Annotated in this window: 16 protein-coding genes and 2 tRNA genes; 10 read left to right on the forward strand and 8 right to left on the reverse strand. The window is 67.9% G+C overall.

Annotation, left to right across the window (positions count from 1 at the left end; all coding sequences use genetic code 11):
* Positions 1 to 69 precede the first annotated feature (69 nt).
* The 8 genes from HNP48_RS22995 to HNP48_RS23030 all read left to right on the forward strand — a co-directional run bounded on the left by HNP48_RS22995 (position 70) and on the right by HNP48_RS23030 (position 11,124).
* A complete protein-coding gene (locus HNP48_RS22995) occupies positions 70 to 1,278 on the forward strand; it encodes an efflux RND transporter periplasmic adaptor subunit (protein WP_184861468.1) in 1,209 nt (402 codons plus the stop codon).
* A gap of 9 nt (positions 1,279 to 1,287) precedes the next feature.
* Positions 1,288 to 4,473, forward strand: coding sequence for an efflux RND transporter permease subunit (locus tag HNP48_RS23000; protein ID WP_184861470.1), 3,186 nt, complete (start codon positions 1,288 to 1,290; stop codon positions 4,471 to 4,473).
* Between the two features lie 179 nt (positions 4,474 to 4,652).
* A tRNA-Leu gene (locus HNP48_RS23005) sits at positions 4,653 to 4,739 on the forward strand.
* A 72-nt stretch (positions 4,740 to 4,811) separates the two neighbouring features.
* Positions 4,812 to 6,122 (forward strand): trigger factor, encoded by a 1,311-nt coding sequence (tig, locus tag HNP48_RS23010; RefSeq protein ID WP_184861472.1) that lies wholly within the window; start codon positions 4,812 to 4,814, stop codon positions 6,120 to 6,122.
* Between the two features lie 119 nt (positions 6,123 to 6,241).
* Positions 6,242 to 6,850, forward strand: coding sequence for an ATP-dependent Clp endopeptidase proteolytic subunit ClpP (clpP, locus tag HNP48_RS23015; protein WP_184861474.1), 609 nt, complete (start codon positions 6,242 to 6,244; stop codon positions 6,848 to 6,850).
* A 205-nt stretch (positions 6,851 to 7,055) separates the two neighbouring features.
* Positions 7,056 to 8,321 (forward strand): ATP-dependent Clp protease ATP-binding subunit ClpX, encoded by a 1,266-nt coding sequence (gene clpX / locus HNP48_RS23020; RefSeq protein WP_184861476.1) that lies wholly within the window; start codon positions 7,056 to 7,058, stop codon positions 8,319 to 8,321.
* A gap of 167 nt (positions 8,322 to 8,488) precedes the next feature.
* Complete coding sequence (lon, locus tag HNP48_RS23025) at positions 8,489 to 10,915, forward strand: endopeptidase La (RefSeq protein ID WP_184861478.1); 2,427 nt, start codon at positions 8,489 to 8,491, stop codon at positions 10,913 to 10,915.
* A gap of 133 nt (positions 10,916 to 11,048) precedes the next feature.
* Positions 11,049 to 11,124 (forward strand) — tRNA-Gly (locus tag HNP48_RS23030).
* Positions 11,125 to 11,228: 104 nt separating this feature from the next.
* Here the strand turns inward: HNP48_RS23030 and HNP48_RS23035 are convergent.
* The 3 genes from HNP48_RS23035 to HNP48_RS23045 all read right to left on the reverse strand — a co-directional run bounded on the left by HNP48_RS23035 (position 11,229) and on the right by HNP48_RS23045 (position 13,505).
* Positions 11,229 to 11,705 (reverse strand): YdeI/OmpD-associated family protein, encoded by a 477-nt coding sequence (locus HNP48_RS23035; RefSeq protein ID WP_184861480.1) that lies wholly within the window; start codon positions 11,703 to 11,705, stop codon positions 11,229 to 11,231.
* A 26-nt stretch (positions 11,706 to 11,731) separates the two neighbouring features.
* Positions 11,732 to 12,385, reverse strand: a complete 654-nt coding sequence (locus HNP48_RS23040; RefSeq protein ID WP_184861482.1) for a hypothetical protein — start codon at positions 12,383 to 12,385, stop codon at positions 11,732 to 11,734.
* 103 nt (positions 12,386 to 12,488) lie between these two features.
* Positions 12,489 to 13,505, reverse strand: a complete 1,017-nt coding sequence (locus tag HNP48_RS23045) for a GlxA family transcriptional regulator (protein WP_184861484.1) — start codon at positions 13,503 to 13,505, stop codon at positions 12,489 to 12,491.
* 151 nt (positions 13,506 to 13,656) lie between these two features.
* On the opposite strand from HNP48_RS23045, the gene HNP48_RS23050 reads away from it, so the two are divergent.
* Positions 13,657 to 14,841, forward strand: a complete 1,185-nt coding sequence (locus HNP48_RS23050; protein WP_184861486.1) for a DJ-1/PfpI family protein — start codon at positions 13,657 to 13,659, stop codon at positions 14,839 to 14,841.
* Here HNP48_RS23050 and HNP48_RS23055 read toward each other — a convergent pair.
* The 5 genes from HNP48_RS23055 to HNP48_RS23075 form a co-directional block, all read right to left on the reverse strand.
* Complete coding sequence (locus HNP48_RS23055; protein ID WP_184861488.1) at positions 14,834 to 15,289, reverse strand: hypothetical protein; 456 nt, start codon at positions 15,287 to 15,289, stop codon at positions 14,834 to 14,836. The two genes, HNP48_RS23050 and HNP48_RS23055, sit on opposite strands and share 8 nt — an antisense overlap.
* A 222-nt stretch (positions 15,290 to 15,511) precedes the next feature.
* Positions 15,512 to 15,925 carry a hypothetical protein gene (locus tag HNP48_RS23060; RefSeq protein ID WP_184861490.1) on the reverse strand — a complete coding sequence of 138 codons (414 nt, stop codon included), beginning with the start codon at positions 15,923 to 15,925 and terminating at the stop codon, positions 15,512 to 15,514.
* 23 nt (positions 15,926 to 15,948) lie between these two features.
* Complete coding sequence (locus tag HNP48_RS23065) at positions 15,949 to 16,557, reverse strand: hypothetical protein (protein ID WP_184861492.1); 609 nt, start codon at positions 16,555 to 16,557, stop codon at positions 15,949 to 15,951.
* Positions 16,558 to 16,716: 159 nt separating this feature from the next.
* A complete protein-coding gene (locus HNP48_RS23070; protein ID WP_184861494.1) occupies positions 16,717 to 17,583 on the reverse strand; it encodes a helix-turn-helix domain-containing protein in 867 nt (288 codons plus the stop codon).
* A gap of 28 nt (positions 17,584 to 17,611) precedes the next feature.
* Entirely contained in the window at positions 17,612 to 18,448 is an 837-nt protein-coding gene (locus tag HNP48_RS23075) for a helix-turn-helix domain-containing protein (RefSeq protein WP_184861496.1), read from the reverse strand.
* Between HNP48_RS23075 and HNP48_RS23080 the strand changes: the two genes are divergently transcribed.
* A complete protein-coding gene (locus HNP48_RS23080; protein WP_221480315.1) occupies positions 18,447 to 19,166 on the forward strand; it encodes an aspartate/glutamate racemase family protein in 720 nt (239 codons plus the stop codon). The genes HNP48_RS23075 and HNP48_RS23080 overlap by 2 nt on opposite strands.
* Positions 19,167 to 19,200 lie beyond the last annotated feature (34 nt).

Raw genomic sequence — 19,200 nt, forward strand, 5'->3', positions numbered from 1 at the left:
GCAGCCTGGGGCTGTGGGGCGGTGCGCTGGCTGTTTTCCGTGTCGGCTTTTTCATTCACCGGATTTTCCATGCGCACACCCTCCGCCTCGCGGCCCGTTCACCGGCCATCCAGGTTTTTGTTGCTGGCGGCCTCGGCCCTGGTGCTGGCCGCCTGCTCCCGGCCGGCCCCGCCCGAGGAGCCGGTGCGCGCCGTCAAGCTGATGACGGTGGGCGTGGGCGCCCTGCAGTCGCAGGTGGAGTATGCGGGCGAGGTGCGGGCCCGCGTCGAATCGCGCCTGGGCTTTCGGGTGGCGGGCAAGATCGTGCAGCGCCAGGCCGAGCTGGGCCAGCGTGTGAAGGCCGGCGAGGTGCTGGCGCAGCTGGACCCGCGCGACTACCAACTGGCGGCCGATTCGGCGCGCGCGCAGCTGGCCTCGGCCACCACGCAGCGTGACCTGGCGGCCGCCGACTACAAGCGCTACCAGACACTCAAGGACCAGAACTTCATCAGCGGCGCCGAGCTGGAGCGCCGCGATGCCACCCTGAAGGCCGCGCAGGCCACGCTGGACCAGGCGCGCGCCCAACTGTCCTCGCAAGGCAACCAGGCCACCTACACGCGCCTGGTGGCCGATGTGTCGGGCGTGGTCACCGGCATCGAAGCCGAGCCGGGCCAGGTCGTTGCGGCCGGCACGCCCGTGGTACGCATCGCCCAGGACGGGCCACGCGACGTGGTGTTCGCGGTGCCCGAGGACAAGGTGGCCCAGATCGCCGTGGGCTCCGATGTGGCCGTGCGCGGCTGGTCGGGCGGTGCCGAGCTGGCCGGCAAGGTGCGCGAGGTGGCGGCCAGTGCCGACGCGGCCACGCGCACCTTCCAGGTCAAGGTGGCCATCGAGGGCAGTGAAGTGCCCCCGCTGGGCGCCACGGTCTATGCCCGGCCCAAGGCCCTGAGCCATGCCGGCGTGTCCGCCATCAAGCTGCCCACCAGCGCGCTGCGCCAGGAGGGCCAGGCCACGGCGGTGTGGGTGTACGACGCGGCCAGCAGCACGGTGAAGTCGCAGGTGGTGCAGATCGCCACGGCCGACGGCAACGATGCCGTGGTGGCCGGCGGCCTGGCGCCCGGCATGCAGGTGGTGTCCACCGGCGTGCATGTGCTCTCGCCGGGGCAGAAGGTCACGGTGTACCAGCCCAAGACGGGAGGGGCCGCCGCGGCCAAGGCGCAGACGGCGCCTGGCAATGCCGCCCTGCCGGCGGCTCCCACCGATGCGCCCGCGGCCGCAGCCCCTGCGGCGGCGAAGTAAGGGGGCGCCATGAGCCAGATCCAACCAAAAGAGGGGTTCAACCTCTCCAAGTGGGCGCTCGACCACCCCGCGCTCACGCGCTACCTGATGGTGGTGCTGATGCTGCTGGGCTTTGCGGCCTATTTCCAGCTGGGGCAGGACGAGGATCCGCCCTTCACCTTCCGTGCCATGGTAGTGCGCACCTACTGGCCTGGCGCCACGGCGCAGCAGGTGGCCGAGCAGGTCACCGACAAGCTCGAACGCACCCTGCAGGAGGTGCCCTATGCCGACAAGATCCGCAGCTACTCCAAGCCCGGTGAGTCGCAGATCATCTTCCAGATCAAGGACTCGTCCAAACCCGGCGAGGTGGCCAACGTCTGGTACACCGTGCGCAAGAAGATCGGCGACATGCGCTACACCCTGCCTGCCGGCATCCAGGGGCCGTTCTTCAACGACGACTTCGGCGATGTGTACGGCGTGATCTATGCGCTCGAATCCGAAGGCTTCAGCTACGCCGAACTCAAGACCTTTGCCGACGACGTGCGCCAGCAACTGCTGCGCGTGCCCGACGTGGCCAAGGTGGAGCAGTTCGGCGTGCAGGACGAGAAGCTGTTCATCGAGATCTCGCAAAAGCGCCTGTCGCAGCTGGGCCTGGACATGAACCAGGTGCTGGCCCAGCTGGGCCAGCAGAACGCCGTGGAGGGCGCGGGCGCCGTGCAGACCCCGCTGGACCAGGTGCAGGTGCGCGTGGCCGGCCAGTTCAACGCGGTCGAAGACCTGGCGGCCATGCCCATCCGCGGGCCCTCGGGCGCGCAGCTGCGCCTGGGGGACATCGCCGAGATCAAGCGCGGCTATGTGGACCCGGTGGCCGTGAAGGTGCGCCACCAGGGCAAGGAAGTCATCGCCCTGGGCGTCTCCATGACCAAGGGCGGCGACATCATTGCGCTGGGCAAGGCGCTGCATGCCGCCACCGACCGCATCGGCAGCTTGCTGCCGGCGGGCGTGAAGCTGGTCAACGTGCAGGACCAGCCCAAGGCCGTGGCCACCTCGGTCAACGAGTTCGTGAAGGTGCTGATCGAGGCCGTGGTCATCGTGCTGGCCGTGAGCTTCATCAGCCTGGGCTTTCACAAGCGGCCGGGCAAGAACCCGCTGTGGAAGCGCTGGTACATCGACCCGCGCCCCGGCCTGGTGGTGGGCATCACCATCCCCATGGTGCTGGCCGTGACCTTCCTGGGCATGTGGTACTGGAACATCGGCCTGCACAAGATCTCGCTCGGTTCGCTGATCATCGCCCTGGGCCTGCTGGTGGACGACGCCATCATCGCGGTGGAAATGATGGTGCTCAAGCTCGAAGAGGGCTATGACAAAGTGCGCGCCGCCACCTTCGCCTACGAGCTCACGGCCATGCCCATGCTCACGGGCACGCTGATCACGGCCGTGGGCTTTCTGCCCATCGGCATCGCCAAGTCGACCACCGGTGAATACACCTTCGCGATCTTCGCGGTGACGGTGATCGCGCTGGTCCTGAGCTGGATCGTCTCGGTCTACTTCGTGCCCTACCTGGGCACCCTGCTGCTCAAGGTGCCGGCCCATGTGGCCCATGCCCAGGAGCACCATGGTGTGGAGGCCGGCGGGCACGAGGTGTTCGACAGCCCGTTCTACAACCTGTTCCGCCGCCTGGTGACCTGGTGCGTGCGCCACCGCTGGATCACCATCGCCCTCACGGTGGGCACCTTCGGCCTGGGCATTTTCGGCATGGGCAAGGTGCAGCAGCAGTTCTTCCCCGATTCGAGCCGCCCCGAGATCATCGTGGACGTGTGGTTCCCCGAAGGCACCTCCTTCGCGGGCAACGAAGAGGTCACCAAGCGCGTGGAAGCGCGCCTCCTGGCCGAGCCGGGCGTGAACACCGTGAGCACCTGGGTGGGGTCGGGCGTGCCGCGTTTCTACCTGCCGCTGGACCAGGTGTTCCCGCAGAGCAACGTGTCGCAGTTCATCGTGGTGCCGCAGGACCTGAAGCTGCGCGAGAGCCTGCGCATCAAGCTGCCGGCGCTGCTGGCCCAGGAGTTCCCCGAGGTGCGCGGCCGCGTCAAGCTGCTGCCCAATGGGCCGCCGGTGCCCTACCCGGTGCAGTTCCGCGTGGTCGGCCCCGATCCGCTGGCGCTGCGCGGCCATGCCGACGAGGTCAAGGCCGCGCTGCGCGAGAACCCGCAGATGCGCGGCGTGAACGACAACTGGAACGAGTCCGTGAAGGTGTTGCGCCTGGAAGTGGACCAGGCCAAGGCGCGCGCCTTGGGCGTGACCAGCCAGTCCATCGCCCAGGCGTCCAAGACCATCCTGTCGGGTACCACCGTGGGCCAGTTCCGCGAGGGCGACAAACTCATCGACATCCAGCTGCGCCAACCGCTCGATGAGCGCAATGCCATCACCGACATCGCCAACGCCTACCTGCCCACGGCCTCGGGCAAGTCGATTCCGCTCACGCAGATCGCCAAGCCCGTGTTCACCTGGGAGCCGGGCGTGATGTGGCGCGAGAACCGCGATTACGCCATCACCGTGCAGGGCGACGTGAGCGAGGGCGTGCAGGGTGCCACCGTGACCGCGCAACTGCTGCCGGGCCTGCAGGCCATCGAGAAGAAATGGCGCGATGCAGGGCAGGGCGCCTACCGCATCGAGGTGGCGGGTGCCGTGGAGGAAAGCTCCAAGGGCTCGGCGTCCATCGCGGCCGGCCTGCCGATCATGCTGTTCATCACCTTCACGTTGCTCATGCTGCAACTGCACAGCTTCAGCCGTGCGATGCTGGTCTTCCTGACCGGGCCGCTGGGCCTGGCCGGTGTGGCGGGCGCGCTGATTCTGCTCAACCGCCCCTTCGGCTTCGTGGCGCTGCTCGGCGTGATCGCGCTGATGGGCATGATCCAGCGCAACTCGGTGATCCTGATCGACCAGATCGAGCAGGACCGTGCCAAGGGCGTACCGGCCTGGGACGCCATCGTGGAATCGGCCGTGCGCCGGCTGCGCCCCATCGTGCTCACGGCGGCTGCCGCCGTGCTGGCCATGATCCCGCTGTCGCGCAGCGTGTTCTGGGGCCCGATGGCCGTGGCCATCATGGGCGGGCTGATCGTGGCCACGGTGCTCACGCTGCTGGCCTTGCCGGCCATGTATGCGGCCTGGTTCCGCGTGAAGCGGCCGGAGGATGAGCGGCGTATGACCGCGGCTTGAGGCCTGGCACCCGCAATCCCCCTGCTGCAGGCAGGGGCGATGCCGGGGGCAGGGTAGATCCCAGCACGCCGTGTGTATGCGGAAATTGGAGCGCCCTGCTTTACAGGTTAAAATCAAAGGTTGACCGATTTCACACAGGCGGCGGGCATCCCTGCCGCCTGTTTGTTTGTTGTTGAACCGCGCGGGTGGCGAAATTGGTAGACGCACCAGGTTTAGGTCCTGACGCCAGCAATGGTGTGGGGGTTCGAGTCCCCCCCCGCGCACCACCATGTGAAACCTTGCGGAACACTGCGCTGCAGCGAGCACGATCACATTCTTAGAGTCTTAGAGGAATAGCCATGTCCGTTACTGTTGAAACCCTTGAGAAGCTCGAGCGCAAGATCACGCTGAGCGTGCCCCTGACCGTGATCCAGACCGAAGTCGACACGCGTCTGAAGCGCCTGGCGCGCACCGTGAAGATGGACGGCTTCCGTCCCGGCAAGGTGCCCATGAACGTGGTCGCCCAGCGCTACGGTTACTCCGTGCAGTACGAAGTGCTCAACGACAAGGTCGGTGAAGCCTTTGCCGTGGCCGCCAACGAAGCCAAGCTGCGCGTGGCTGGCCAGCCCCGCATCACCGAGAAGGAAGGCGCTCCCGAAGGCCAGGTGACCTTCGACGCCATCTTCGAAGTGTTCCCCGAAGTCAAGATCGGCGACCTGTCGAGCGCCGAAGTCGAGAAGCTGTCGGCCGACGTGACCGATTCGGCCATCGACAAGACCGTGGACATCCTGCGCAAGCAGCGCCGCACCTTCGCCCAGCGCGCCCAGGGCGCCGCTGCCGAAGACGGTGACCGCGTGTCGGTGGACTTCGAAGGCAAGATCGACGGCGAACCCTTCGACGGCGGCAAGGCCGAAGACTTCCAGTTCCTGGTCGGCGAAGGCCAGATGCTCAAGGAATTCGAAGAAGCCGTGCGCGGCATGAAGACCGGCGAAAGCAAGACTTTCCCGCTGGCCTTCCCTGCCGACTACCATGGCAAGGACGTGGCCGGCAAGACGGCTGACTTCCTGGTCACCGTCAAGAAGATCGAAGCCGCCAACCTGCCCGAAGTGAACGACGCCCTGGCCAAGTCGCTGGGCATCGCCGATGGTTCGGTGGAAGGCCTGCGCGCCGACATCAAGAAGAACCTGGAGCGCGAAGTCAAGTTCCGCCTGCTGGCCCGCAACAAGCAGGCCGTGATGGACGCCCTGGTGGCCAAGGCCGAGCTGGACCTGCCCAACGCCAGCGTGCAGGCCGAGATCGCCCGCCTGCTGGAAGGCGCCCGTGCCGACCTCAAGCAGCGCGGCCTGAAGGATGCCGACAAGGCCGAGATCCCTGAGGACGTGTTCCGTCCCCAGGCCGAGCGCCGCGTGCGCCTGGGCCTGGTGGTGGCCGAGCTGGTGCGCGCCAACGAGCTGCAGGCCAAGCCCGAGCAGCTCAAGGCCCACATCGACGAGCTGGCTGCCAGCTACGAGAAGCCTGAAGACGTGGTGCGCTGGTACTTCGGCGACCGCCAACGCCTGGCCGAAGTGGAAGCTGTGGTCATCGAGAACAACGTGACCGACTTCGTGCTGGGCAAGGCCAAGGTGGTCGACAAGGCCGTGTCCTTCGACGACCTGATGGGCCAGCAATAAGATTGGTGCAGAAACCGCTCCCTGCGGGCGGTTCGGCACGATCGGATACAGGGGCTTGTGCTTTGCTGCGCAAGCCCCACTTCATTTCTGGGTACAGTACGCCCCTGACTGGAGAAAAAATGAGTTCACTGGATACACAAGCCCTGGGCATGATCCCCATGGTCATCGAGCAGTCCGGACGCGGTGAGCGCTCCTACGACATCTATTCGCGCCTGCTCAAGGAGCGCATCATCTTCCTGGTGGGCGAGGTCAATGACCAGACCGCCAACCTGGTGGTGGCGCAGCTGCTCTTCCTGGAGAGCGAAAACCCCGACAAGGACATTTCGTTCTACATCAACTCGCCCGGCGGCAGCGTGACGGCTGGCATGGCGATCTACGACACCATGCAGTTCATCAAGCCCGATGTGTCGACCATGTGCGTGGGCTTTGCGGCCTCCATGGGCGCCTTCCTGCTGGCGGCCGGCGCCAAGGGCAAGCGTTTCTCGCTGCCCAACTCCAAGATCATGATCCACCAGGTGCTGGGCGGCGCACGCGGCCAGGCGACGGACATCGAGATCCACGCCCGCGACATCCTGCGTACCAAGGACCAGATGAACCGCATCATGGCTGAACGCACCGGCCAGCCCCTGGAAAAGGTCAAGAGCGACACCGAGCGCGACTACTTCATGACGGCCGACGAGGCCAAGGAGTACGGCCTGGTGGACCAGGTGATCGCCCAGCGCCCCTGACCGGGGCTGCGTGATCGCGCGGCGGCGCTCGTTTCCCTGACTTGCCTTGGCGCTGCGCCGGGGGTAAGTTATGAAAACTGTCCGAGGCCTGGAGTGGGTGCACGGCATTCACCCCCGGTTGGCAGGGCGGTTTCCCCGGGAAAGAGCGCCGCTTTTTATTTGGTTATCATCTCCCGACAACTTTCCGTAACAAGGCATTGCCCCCATGGCCGAGAAAAAAGGCTCCTCCAGCGAGAAAACCCTCTACTGCTCTTTCTGCGGCAAAAGCCAGCACGAAGTGAAGAAGCTGATCGCCGGACCGTCGGTCTTTATCTGCGACGAGTGCATTGACCTGTGCAACGAAATCATCCGTGACGAACTGCCCGCGGGCGAGCTCGCCAAGGACGCCAAGAGCGATCTGCCCACGCCGCTGGAGATCAAGGCCAACCTGGACAACTACGTCATCGGCCAGGACCTGGCCAAGCGCACGCTGGCCGTTGCGGTGTACAACCACTACAAGCGCCTGCGCCACAAGGACAAGGCGCACAAGGACGATGTCGAGCTCTCCAAGAGCAACATCCTCTTGATCGGGCCCACGGGCTCGGGCAAGACGCTCTTGGCCCAGACCCTGGCGCGCATGCTGGACGTGCCCTTCGTGATGGCCGACGCCACCACGCTGACCGAGGCCGGCTACGTGGGCGAGGACGTGGAGAACATCGTCCAGAAGCTGCTGCAAAGCTGCAACTACGAGGTCGAGCGTGCCCAGCGCGGCATTGTCTACATCGACGAGATCGACAAGATCTCGCGCAAGTCGGACAACCCCTCGATCACGCGCGACGTGTCGGGCGAGGGCGTGCAGCAGGCGCTCTTGAAGCTGATTGAGGGCACCATGGCCAGCGTGCCGCCGCAGGGCGGGCGCAAGCACCCGAACCAGGACTTTCTGCAGATCGACACGACCAACATTCTGTTCATCTGCGGCGGCGCGTTTGCGGGTCTGGAGAAAGTGATCGAGAACCGCACCGAGGCCTCGGGCATCGGCTTCGGCGCATCGGTCAAGAGCAAGAAGCAGCGCTCGCTGACCGAGGTGTTCACCGAGATTGAGCCCGAAGACCTGATCAAGTTCGGCATCATTCCCGAACTGGTGGGCCGCATGCCTGTGGTGACGGCGCTGGCCGAACTCAGCGAAGATGCGCTGGTGCAGATCCTGACCGAGCCCAAGAACGCCCTGGTCAAGCAGTACAGCAAGCTGCTGGCCATGGAGGGTGTGGACCTGGAGATCCGCCCCGCGGCGCTCAAGGCCATTGCCCGCAAGGCGCTGGCGCGCAAGACCGGTGCGCGCGGGCTGCGTTCCATCCTGGAGCAGTCGCTGATCGGCACGATGTTCGACCTGCCCAACCAGAGCAACGTCGAAAAGGTCGTGGTGGACGAGTCCACCATCGAAGAGAGCAAGCCGCCGCTTCTCGTCTATCGAGAGGCAGCCAAGAAGGCCTGAGGCCCTCCGAGGTCTGAGATGTCCCAGCGGTGCACGCAATGGATTGCCTGCACCGCGCCGGGCAGCCGGCTGTGCTGCCCTTCAACCCTTCTTGCGGCGCGGCTGCAGGAAGGGGTTGAAAATCCCCGCTTGTGGACCATATGCCACAGAGTTAACTGAGGATTTCCATGTCCGGACATACCCCCCTGCCAGCCACCCCCATCGACCTGCCGCTGTTGCCCCTGCGCGACGTGGTGGTGTTCCCCCACATGGTGATTCCGCTCTTCGTGGGCCGCCCCAAGAGCATCAAGGCGCTGGAGCTGGCCATGGAGGCCGACCGCCGCATCATGCTGGTGGCCCAGAAGGCCGCCGCCAAGGACGAGCCCTCGGTGGCTGACATGTTCGATGTCGGCTGCGTCTCCACCATCCTGCAGATGCTCAAGCTGCCCGACGGCACCGTGAAGGTGCTGGTCGAGGGCCAGCAGCGCGCACTGGTGACTTCCATCGAGGACGCCGAATCGCACTTCACGGCCACCGTGACGCCCGTGGAGCTGGCCGCCGACGCGAACAAGCCCAGCGAGATCGAGGCCCTGCGCCGCGCGGTGATGCAGCAGTTCGACCAGTACGTCAAGCTCAACAAGAAGATCCCGCCCGAGATCCTGACCAGCATCTCCAGCATCGACGACCCGGGCCGCCTGGCCGACACGATTGCCGCACACCTGCCGCTCAAGCTCGAGAACAAGCAGATCGTGCTCGACCTGTCGGACGTGAAGGCGCGCCTGGAGAACCTGTTCGAGCAGCTCGACCGCGAGGTCGACATCCTCAACGTCGACAAGAAGATCCGTGGCCGCGTGAAGCGCCAGATGGAGAAGAACCAGCGCGACTTCTACCTCAACGAGCAGGTCAAGGCCATCCAGAAGGAACTGGGCGAAGGCGAAGACGGCGCGGACATGGAGGAGATCGAGAAGAAGATCAAGCTCGCCAAGATGCCCGCCGAGGCGCGCAAGAAGGCCGATGCCGAGTTCAAGAAGCTCAAGCTCATGTCGCCCATGTCGGCCGAGGCCACCGTGGTGCGCAACTACATCGACGTGCTCACCGGCCTGCCCTGGAGCAAGAAGACCAAGATCAAGCACGACCTCATGAACGCCGAGGGCGTGCTCAACGAAGACCACTACGGCCTGGACAAGGTCAAGGACCGCATTCTCGAGTACCTCGCGGTGCAGCAGCGCGTGGACAAGGTCAAGGCACCCATCCTGTGCCTGGTGGGGCCACCGGGCGTGGGCAAGACCTCGCTGGGCCAGTCGATCGCCAAGGCCACGGGGCGCAAGTACGTGCGCATGGCCCTGGGCGGCATGCGCGACGAGGCGGAGATCCGCGGGCACCGCCGCACCTACATCGGCGCGCTGCCGGGCAAGGTGCTGCAAAGCCTGTCCAAGGTGGGCACGCGCAACCCGCTGTTCCTGCTCGACGAGATCGACAAGCTCGGGACGGACTTCCGCGGCGACCCTTCGAGTGCGCTGCTGGAGGTGCTGGACCCCGAGCAGAACCACACCTTCGGCGACCACTATGTGGAGGTGGACTTCGACCTGTCCGACGTGATGTTCGTCGCCACGTCGAACTCGATGAACATCCCGCCGGCCCTGCTCGACCGCATGGAAGTGATCCGCCTGTCGGGTTACACCGAGGACGAGAAGACCAGCATCGCCATGAAGTACCTGCTGCCCAAGCAGATCAAGAACAATGGCGTGAAGGACGAGGAGCTCGAGGTGACCGAGGCCGCCGTGCGCGACCTGGTGCGCTACTACACCCGCGAGGCGGGCGTGCGCTCGCTCGAGCGTGAGCTCTCCAAGATCTGCCGCAAGGTGGTCAAGGGCCTGCAGCTCAAGAAGCTCGAACCCAAGGTCGTGGTCACGGCCGACAACCTGCCGGACTTCCTGGGCGTGCGCAAGTACACCTATGGCCGTGCCGAGGCGCAGAACCAGGTGGGCCAGGTGGTCGGCCTGGCGTGGACCGAGGTGGGCGGTGATCTGCTCACCATCGAAGCCGCGGCCATGCCCGGCAAGGGCGTGATCACGCGCACCGGCTCGCTGGGCGATGTGATGAAGGAATCGGTCGAGGCCGCGCGCACCGTGGTGCGCAGCCGCTCGCGCATCCTGGGCATCAAGGACGAGGCCTTCGAGAAGCGCGACATCCACATCCACGTGCCCGATGGCGCCACGCCCAAGGACGGCCCGAGCGCGGGTGCGGCCATGACCACGGCCTTTGTCTCTGCGCTCACGGGCATCCCCGTGCGTGCCGATGTGGCCATGACCGGCGAGATCACGCTGCGTGGGGAGGTGACTGCCATCGGTGGCCTCAAGGAAAAGTTGCTGGCGGCCCTGCGCGGCGGCATCAAGACGGTGCTGATCCCCGAAGAGAACGTGAAAGACCTGGCCGAGATCCCGGACAACGTGAAGAGCGGCCTGGAGATCGTGCCCGTGCGCTGGATCGACAAGGTGCTGGAAGTGGCGCTGGCCAGCCGGCCCGTGCCGCTGACGGACGAGGAGGTCGCGGCCTCGGTGGCGCCTGCGCCCGAGAAGGCTGGCGCCCCGGCAGCCGACGGGCTCAAGCACTGAGCAGCGGAGAAAAAATGGCGATGGAATGAAGAAATTGCACTTTTTTCTGGAGACCCCCAAAAAGTGCGCTACAATTCATTCCATCGCAGCACACAACGTACTAAACGATGTACAATGTAAGGCTTCGGTAAATGCGGGAATAGCTCAGTTGGTAGAGCGCAACCTTGCCAAGGTTGAGGTCGAGAGTTCGAGACTCTTTTCCCGCTCCATACATCGCAGGCTGCACACACGGTGTGCAGCAGGCAAACGAAAAGGATCCTTCGGGATCCTTTTTTGTTTTCTGCGCCTGGGTCTTCTTTCGCCCGTGCCCCTCTCAGAGGCCATCGCGCAGCTGCTGTGCCAGCAAGGCTGCACGGCGCTCGCGCGTGCTGGCGCTTTTGCCCGCGCGGATGTGCTCCATGGCGGCGCGGCGCAGGGCATCGCTCCGCTTCTTCCATGCAGCAGCCAGCTGTGGTGCCTGCGCCAGCAGCGCCTGCAGTTCTGCGGGTACCTCGGTGTCCGCCCGGGTCAGCTCCAGCTGCAGCGCATCGCCCACGGCCACGCCGGCGCTCTTGCACCAGGGCGCGGTGAATTCCAGGAACCAGGGAGACTTGGGGGAGGCATCCCAGCGCTTGAGCGTGCGCCGCCCCAGTGCATGGCCGTTGGCCGAGCCTTCCACCACCGTGGTGGCCTGCAGCTCCCAGAGCGCGACGACCGCATGCGGAATGACCACGTACACGGGCAGGCGCGGGTCCTTGCGGGCCAGGGTGGCGGTGCAGCGCAGAACCGGGTCGGCGGGAGGCTGGGGCATGGCGGTCGATGGCAGATGGGGCAATGTCAGGGACCGCCCCAGGTGCATGCAGTGAAGCCGTGGATGGCGGTGATGCGCGCGCGGTGCGGGTAGGTGCCGGCTGCCGAGGTGTCGCCGACCAGCACCGAGAAATCGGACAGTTCGGCCGTGGCCTGGGCCTGCCAGCAGTCGGCCTGGGCCAGGCGCCGCGGTGGGGTGATGGCCACCGGGGGCTGGGCCGCATCGAGCTTGATGCGCCCAAAGTGCGCGCGGAAGAAGGGGCCGGTGCCGTGGAAGGCTGCGCGGGCGGGCCGGAACTCCAGTGCACCGCCATCGTGGGGCTCGAAGCGCAGCGTGCCCGGGGCCTGGAGCCGGCCCGCGATCTGCACCGACCCATACAGGCTGGCCTGGTCGAGCGAAAGGGTTTGGGGCAGTTGCTGCACGGGCTGGCATACCGCCGAGCCGGCGTCGCCGCGCGTGGCGATGGCGCTGTGGCCGCGGATAGAGGTGATGGCAAAGCCCCCAGGCATGCGTGCCGTCAGCCGGGCGGGGCGGATGCTGCACTCTTCGCCGGGGCCGCAGTCCAGGCGCAGGCAGTCCTGGGCCGATGCCGGGCCCGCCAGCACCGGCAGCAGTGCGGCCATGGCGAACTGCAGCGCCCCGCGCAATGCGCGGGCTGCAATGGGCTGGGCGCCTGGCATGGTGTGAACTACCCCCTCCGATCCCGCACGCTGGTGGGCGCACTATAGACCACCGGCCCCGATGCAGGGAGCGTGCGGCTTGGTGCCCTCGCCGTACCGCTGCTCACCGGCCCGGTGCCGGCGGGCCGAAGCGCTCCCGGTACTGCCCCGGGGTGATACGCACGCGCTTGGCGAACGCGCGCTGCAGCGCGTCCACGCTGGCAAAGCCCGCGCGCTGGGCCACGCGGGCCAGTGGCCAGGTGGAACTCTCCAGCAAGGCCTTGGCACGTTCCACGCGCGCAGCTTCCACGAACTGCGCGGGGGTGAGCCCGGTCTCTGCACGAAAGGCGCGCGCCAGGGTGCGTTCGGACATGCCTGCCCGCCCGGCCAGCGCTGCGGCGCTGCAGTCGCCCGTGGGGTCGGCGAGCAAGGCGGCGGTCAGGGCCTTGATGGGCGGGGCTGCTGCAGCCTGCACCTGCAGCCCCGCGCTGAACTGCGACTGCCCGCCCGGTCGGCGCAGGAACAGCACCAGCTCGCGCGCCACCGCGAGCGCTGTGGCGGCGCCATGGTCGGCCTCCACCAGCGCCAGGCACAGGTCGATGCCGGCGGTGACGCCAGCCGAGGTGTAGACCGGGTGGCTGGCGACGAAGATGGCGTCGGGCTCCACCACGATGCCTTGCCCCAGCGATTGCAGCAGGGCGCAGCGGTTCCAGTGCGTGGTGGCGCGGCGGCCGTCCAGCAGGCCGGCGGCGGCGAGCACCAGCGCGCCGGTGCAGACGCCGACCACGCGGCGGGCCGCCTGCGCGCGTGCCTGGATCCAGGGCTTCACCATGGGGTCGGCCGCGGCGGCCAGCAGGGCCTGCTCGCTGCCGCCCGTGACGACCAGCGTGTCGGTGCCCGGCGGCAGGTCCTGCATGGCCACCACGGGGCCCAACTGCAGGCCCGCGTGGGTGCCCAGGGGGCGGCCGGTGGGAGAGCCCAGTGTGAGCCGGTAGGGCCGTGCGCCGGGTGGCAGGTGCTCGTTGGCCACGGCGAACACTTCCATGGGGCCGGCCACGTCGAGCATCTGCACGCCATCGAAGGCGATGAACGCCACGTCGACGAAGGGCGGCGGCGGGCGGGAGGCGGTGTCAGAGGGCATGGGTGCGCATGCTATCGCGCCCCGGGGGGCGGAGGGCGGGGCCGGCAGCGCGGCACTTGGCAGGAACTGCAGGTGATTTGTCCAACGGCGCAGCGCCGGCCTGCCTATCGTCGCCGCATTGCATCTTTCTCGCAGACATCTGCTCTCGCCCATGCCTTTTACCTCTCTTCTCAATCGTCGCCAGGCCCTGGCAGGCTGCCTGGCCCTGGCCGGCGCCACCGGTGGCTGCAGCAGCACAGCCGATGTGCCCGCCAGCCCTGCCGTGCCTGCGCAGCCGCTGCAGGCCTTTGTTGATGCATTGCGGCAGGTGTTCCGTCCAGCGGGCGCATCGCGCCTTCCCGTGGTCGCGGTGCTTGCGCACAACGTAGGCACCGAGATCACGGACTTTCTCGTGCCCCATGCACTGCTCGCCCGCTCGGGCGTGGCCCGGGTGCAGGCCGTGGCGCTGCGCAGCGGCGCGGTGCAACTGGTTCCGGCGCTGCAGGTGCTGGTGCCGTGCAGCCTGGAGGATTTCGATGCCCAGCACCCAGAGGGCGCCGACTGTGTGGTGGTACCCGCCATGCTGGTGGACGATGAGCCCGTGCTGCTGGCATGGCTGCGCCGCCAGGCTGCGCGGGGTGCGGTCATCGTGGGTGTGTGCTCTGGCGCGCGGGTGCTGGGCCAGGCGGGACTGCTCGATGGGCGCCGCTTCACCGGCCACTGGCACGACCGCAGCACCCTGCAGGCGCGCCACCCCACGGCCATGCATGTCCCCAGCCAGCGCTACCTGATCGACAAGGGCGTGGCCACCACCACGGGGGTGTCGGCCTCCATTCCCTTGTCGCTGGCGTTGGTGGAGGCGCTGGGCGGCACGGCGGCGGCGCAGGCCCTGGCGCAGCAGATCGGCATGGTGGATTGGGCACCGGACCACACAGGCCAGGCTTTTGGCCTCACGCCGCCGCGGGTGGCCGTGTACCTGGCCAACCGCCTGCGGGGCTGGGCCGGTGGGCAGATGGTGGTGCGCATCGCGGATGGCATGGATGACCTGCGCCTGGCCCTGGCCATGGATGCATGGAGCCGCAGCCACCGCATCGCCGGCCTGGTGGTCGAGCCGATGGCGGCAGGCCCCGGGCAGGGTGTGCGCCTGGCCAGCGGCCTGAGCGTGGTGCAGCCGCAGGGCGGTGGTGTTTTGGCGCCGCTTCCTGCGCTGCCTTTGTACGCCGATGTGCCCCCGGCCCGGGTGCTCGATGCCGCGCTGTGCGACATCGGCCAGCGCTATGGCGCGGGCACGCGCGACTGGGTGGCGCTGGAGATGGAGTACGCGCCGGTGCACACCTCGCGGTGCCGGATCACTTGAAGGTGCTGCTCAGGATCACCCATTCGATGCCGTCGCCATCGCCGCCCACGTCCTCGCGCGTGGCGATGTTGATGCCCAGCTCCGGGCAGTCCTGGCCATCGCCCAGCCACTGGGTATCGCGCAGTTGCAGTTTGGCCGCCTTGAAGCGCTTCTTCACGTCGGCAAAGGTGGTGCCGCCGTGCAGCGGCGCGCCCTGGTAGGCCAGCGCGCCGCCCAGGAACTCGATGTCCTGCACCTTGTCGCCGGCGTCGTAGCGCACGCGGATGAAGGTGGTCTTGTCGGTGCTCTGGAAGTCGTCCTCGTCCTGGTAGCGCTCGGGCTTGGGCGGCACGAAGCCGGCGGCCACCATGGCGCTGCGCAACGCCGCACGCGGCTGGCCGAAGTCGATCTTCAGGGGGCCGCAGGAGATGCCTTGGCGGGGCAGGAGTTGCCAGGTGGAAGGGCTCATGTGCTTGCTGCAGGGAACGGCCGGGCCGGTGGCGGAGGTGGTGCGGGTGGTGCCTTGCGCTTGCACGCCGGTGCTGCACAGCACAAGGGCAATACAGCACAGCAGCGGGGCGCAAAGACGGGATGGGAGGAGCACGCAGGCCTCTGGATCGGCGGTGGAATGGGACACCAAGCATAGCCGCCCTGTGCGATCACAGTGCCATGCGAAGGGGCTTTGCCGGGTTCAACCGGCGTGGCTGGCAAAGCGCACGATGCGCCACTGGCCCGGTGCTGTTCGCCGCAAGGTGATGCCGAACAGGCAGGGGCTGCCCTGGAACTCCACGGTGACCTGGGGCTCGTCCACTTCGCGCCCTGCAAGCCAGCGCCGCAGGCGGTTGCCATGGGACTGGAAGGGCAGGGTGTAGCCCACCTGGGCGGGCGGGCACAGCTGGCGCGCTGCATGGGCTTGGAACTGTTCCAGCGTGGTGCCGGTGGCCGCGTTGCGTGCGGTGCGCGCATGGGCGGCCGCAAAGCGGCCTTGCTCCACATCGCGCACAAAGGCCTGGGCCTCGGCGATGGCACTGGCGGGTGTGTGCGCCTGGTGCACCAGCCACCAGAGCGCAGCTGCCAGGGCCGGCACGGCCAAGGCCAGTGCCACAGGGCCGCGCAATCGCAGCCCCGTCAGGACGCCCACCAGTCCGCCACCAGGAAGGGCCTTGGCTGCCCCGGCACGGACACCATGATGTGGCCCCGCCCGCAGGTGGGGCCGCAGCGCTGGGCCAGGTAGCGGATGGCGACCGCGGGCACGGGCTGCCGGCTGCCCGCGGGCAACACGGCGGCGGCGCCGCGCTCCAGGTGGGCGAGCACCACGAACTGGTCTTCGCCATCCAGCGTCTGCGTGACCTGGTGGCAGGTGGTCTGGCCGTCCTTGGCGGGCGTGGCGGCCTGCAGCAGTGCCGCGGCGCGGCGTCCCTCGATCAGGGCCATGCGCTCGGCCTCGGTCTTCCAGGCGGTGGGCTTGGCGCTGGCCTGGCGGCTGAGTTCGCTGCGGTCCAGCAGCACGGTGACGCCCTCGAGCACCACCGACAGGCAGTCCGCCGGTGCGCGGCTGCGTTGCACCACGCTGCGGGTTTCATCCACGTCGGTGCCGGCGGCTGGGCGCTCTGGTGCGGCGCTGGCGCCGTGGCCCGTCATGCTGCCGCCCAGGCCGAGGGCCAGTACGCAAAGGGCCAGTCCACGGCGGAGCTTGTGGGCGGTTGGAGGCGGTGTCGTGGTGGATGGCGGCCGCATGGTGGGGCTGTCCTCGCGTGGTGGTGGGTGGTGGTCGTGGGTCCGTGCATCACAGCGCTCAGCGGGGCATTTGCATGGAGTGGAAGAAGGCAGCGGGGCGTCCAGCATGGGGGATCTTAATGTGCCAGCGCCAGGCGATCCGGCAGCGCAGTCCGCGCATCAGTGGCCCACCAACGATGCCGGCTTGCCCGGCACATCGCCCAGGTCGGCCCGTGCGTAGGCTGCGGGGGAGCAGGCGGCAAAGTGGCGAAACTCCCGTGTGAAATGGCTTTGGTCGCTGTAGCCGCACCGGTCCGCCAGATCGGCAAGCCCGGCCGTGGGCGTGGCCAGCAGCAGGGCATGGGCGCGCGCAAAGCGCTGGCGCATGGCAGCAGCCTTGGGGGTCAGGCCGAAGTGGGCGGCAAAACGCTGGGCAAAGTGCCGAGCGCTCCAGCCGGTGTGTTCGCGCAGGGCTGCAATAGGCCCCTGGCCGTGTTGCAGCGCCATCTGCGCCCAGGCCTGCTGCAGCCGCGCATCCACCTGCCGGCGGGGTGCTTGCAGGCGCCCGGCCAGGAAGCGCTCCACGCGCGCAAAGCGGACCTCCCAGCAGGGCAGGCTGTTGAGTTCATCGGCGAGCGACCCGACCTGCGCCCCCCAGAGCTCGGACAGATCCAGCAGGCCCGCGCCCACTGCGGCCCCGTCGCCCTGCAGCAGGCTGAAGGCAGCCCAGGGCGGCAGGTCCACCTCGATGCAGGACTGCATCGCCGGGTGCTCCGTCGTCATCGCGCTGCCGGCCATGCCGATCAGGAAGGCCTGGCAACTGCGTGCCGCGCCCGGCGCACCGGGCGCGCCCGCGGGGGCCAGCCGGTAGCGGGCCTCGAAACCGAACAGCAGCCGCACGCGTGCACTGGCGACCTCCAGCCGCTGCACGGGCCGGCCCAGGTTCTCATGGAAGCCGGCCAGCCGGCAATCCCAGTGCGAGAGCAAGGCGCTGCGGGGCGCCGACAGGTACTGCCAGGTGGGCACGGGCACGGAAGGCGGGGCCATGGTGTGGCAAGCAGGCCGGTCAGGCGGGTCAGGCCGGCACAAGGCCCGCCAGGGCCCGCGCCCGGCAGCCTGCCGGCGTGAGGTGCAGTGCGCGCCGCATGGCTGTGCCCATGTGCGACTGGCTGGCATATCCCGCCAGCGCCGCCACGTCGGCCAGCACGGCCTGCGGTGCCTGCAGTTCGCGGCGCGCGCGCTGGAGCCGGCGTTCGTTGACGTAGGCGTGCGGCGTCATGCCGGTCAACTGCTTGAAATGCCGCAAGAAGGCCAGCGGGGTTTCGCCCACCTGGGTGCTCAGGGCGGCCAGGCTGAGGTCTTCCGCGGGGTGGCCGATTTCATCGTCGATGCGCTCCAGCACCTGCGCATAGGCCGGCCGCAGCGCGGCCCAAGGGGCGCGTGTGGGGGCGGGCCTTTGCAGCAGGGCATCCAGCCCTGCCAGCACCTGTTGCACCCGTGCCTCGATCTGCGAAGCTGGGGCCTGGCCCACGAGCAGCCGGCGCAAGGCCAGGGCCTGCTGCAGCAAGGCTGGTTGGGCCGTGCGCTGCGGCCGTGACAGCGCGCGATGGCTGCCACCCCGGCCTCCCTTTTCGTTCCAGCGGATCGCCAGGTACTCACCGCCGGTGGCGGATTCCGAGAACACGTCCATGCCCGGCGGGGTGAAGGACATGGTGCCCATCCAGGTGTCGAAGTCCTCGCGCCGGTCGCCGCCGATGGAGTGCACACCGCGCTGGCGCTCCAGCGCGATGCCGAAGGTGGCGTGCAGCACATCGTCCCGTGCGCTGTAGGGCGCCCGCGCGAGCAGCTCCACGGTGACGCCGCCGGGCCCTGAAATTCCGTGATAGACGATGGAGTGCACGCTGCGGATCATGGCAGCTTTCCAGCAGGAGATCCATGTGAAGACCATTGGCCTGATCGGCGGCATGAGTGCCGAATCCACCGCCGAGTACTACCGCCTCATGAACCAGGAGGTGCGCAGCCGCCTGGGCCCCTTGCGCTCGGCGCAGTTGATCTTGCACAGCGTGGACTTCGGCCCCATCGCCCAGGCCCAGCACGAGGGCCGCTGGGACGATGCCGGCGCCCTGCTGGCCGACAGCGCGCGCCGCCTGCATGCCGCCGGCGCCGATGCCATCGTGCTGTGCACCAACACCATGCACAAGCTGGCCGGCACCATCGCCGCAGCCACGCCGCTGCCCTTTCTGCACATTGCCGACCCGGTGGGCGAGGCGGCGCGGGCGCAGGGCGTGCGCCGGCTGGGCCTGCTGGCCACGGCCTTCACCATGGAGCAGCCCTTCCTCAAGGACCGCCTGGCGCAGGCGCATGGCCTGGAAATCCTTACCCCGGACGCCGCTACGCGTGCCGAGGTGCACCGCGTGATCTATGAAGAGCTGTGCCAGGGCGTTGTGCGCGAGGCCTCGCGCACCTTCTACCAGCAAGCCATCGCGGCGCTGCAGAGCCAAGGCTGCGAGGCCATCGTGCTCGGCTGCACCGAGATTGCGCTGCTGGTGCAGCAGGCGCACAGCCCCCTGCCGCTGCTCGATACCACCGCCCTGCACGCCAAGGCGGCCGTGGACTTTGCGCTGGCGTAGGCGCATTTTTCAGACCCGCTCCAAATTCGGTTAG

It is taken from the genome of Acidovorax soli, from assembly GCF_014207955.1.
Taxonomy (GTDB): domain Bacteria; phylum Pseudomonadota; class Gammaproteobacteria; order Burkholderiales; family Burkholderiaceae_C; genus Acidovorax; species Acidovorax soli_A.

Coding starts and splice junctions, on each gene's coding strand:
- tig (WP_184861472.1), top strand. CDS start 4,812: ATGTCCGTTACTGTTGAAACCCTTGAGAAGCTCGAGCGCAAGATCACG.
- HNP48_RS22995 (WP_184861468.1), top strand. CDS start 70: ATGCGCACACCCTCCGCCTCGCGGCCCGTTCACCGGCCATCCAGGTTT.
- HNP48_RS23055 (WP_184861488.1), bottom strand. CDS start 15,289: ATGAGCCCTTCCACCTGGCAACTCCTGCCCCGCCAAGGCATCTCCTGC.
- HNP48_RS23045 (WP_184861484.1), bottom strand. CDS start 13,505: ATGCCCTCTGACACCGCCTCCCGCCCGCCGCCGCCCTTCGTCGACGTG.
- HNP48_RS23075 (WP_184861496.1), bottom strand. CDS start 18,448: ATGATCCGCAGCGTGCACTCCATCGTCTATCACGGAATTTCAGGGCCC.
- HNP48_RS23040 (WP_184861482.1), bottom strand. CDS start 12,385: ATGCCAGGCGCCCAGCCCATTGCAGCCCGCGCATTGCGCGGGGCGCTG.
- lon (WP_184861478.1), top strand. CDS start 8,489: ATGTCCGGACATACCCCCCTGCCAGCCACCCCCATCGACCTGCCGCTG.
- clpP (WP_184861474.1), top strand. CDS start 6,242: ATGAGTTCACTGGATACACAAGCCCTGGGCATGATCCCCATGGTCATC.
- HNP48_RS23050 (WP_184861486.1), top strand. CDS start 13,657: ATGCCTTTTACCTCTCTTCTCAATCGTCGCCAGGCCCTGGCAGGCTGC.
- HNP48_RS23080 (WP_221480315.1), top strand. CDS start 18,447: ATGGCAGCTTTCCAGCAGGAGATCCATGTGAAGACCATTGGCCTGATC.
- HNP48_RS23035 (WP_184861480.1), bottom strand. CDS start 11,705: ATGCCCCAGCCTCCCGCCGACCCGGTTCTGCGCTGCACCGCCACCCTG.
- HNP48_RS23000 (WP_184861470.1), top strand. CDS start 1,288: ATGAGCCAGATCCAACCAAAAGAGGGGTTCAACCTCTCCAAGTGGGCG.
- clpX (WP_184861476.1), top strand. CDS start 7,056: ATGGCCGAGAAAAAAGGCTCCTCCAGCGAGAAAACCCTCTACTGCTCT.
- HNP48_RS23065 (WP_184861492.1), bottom strand. CDS start 16,557: ATGCGGCCGCCATCCACCACGACACCGCCTCCAACCGCCCACAAGCTC.
- HNP48_RS23070 (WP_184861494.1), bottom strand. CDS start 17,583: ATGGCCCCGCCTTCCGTGCCCGTGCCCACCTGGCAGTACCTGTCGGCG.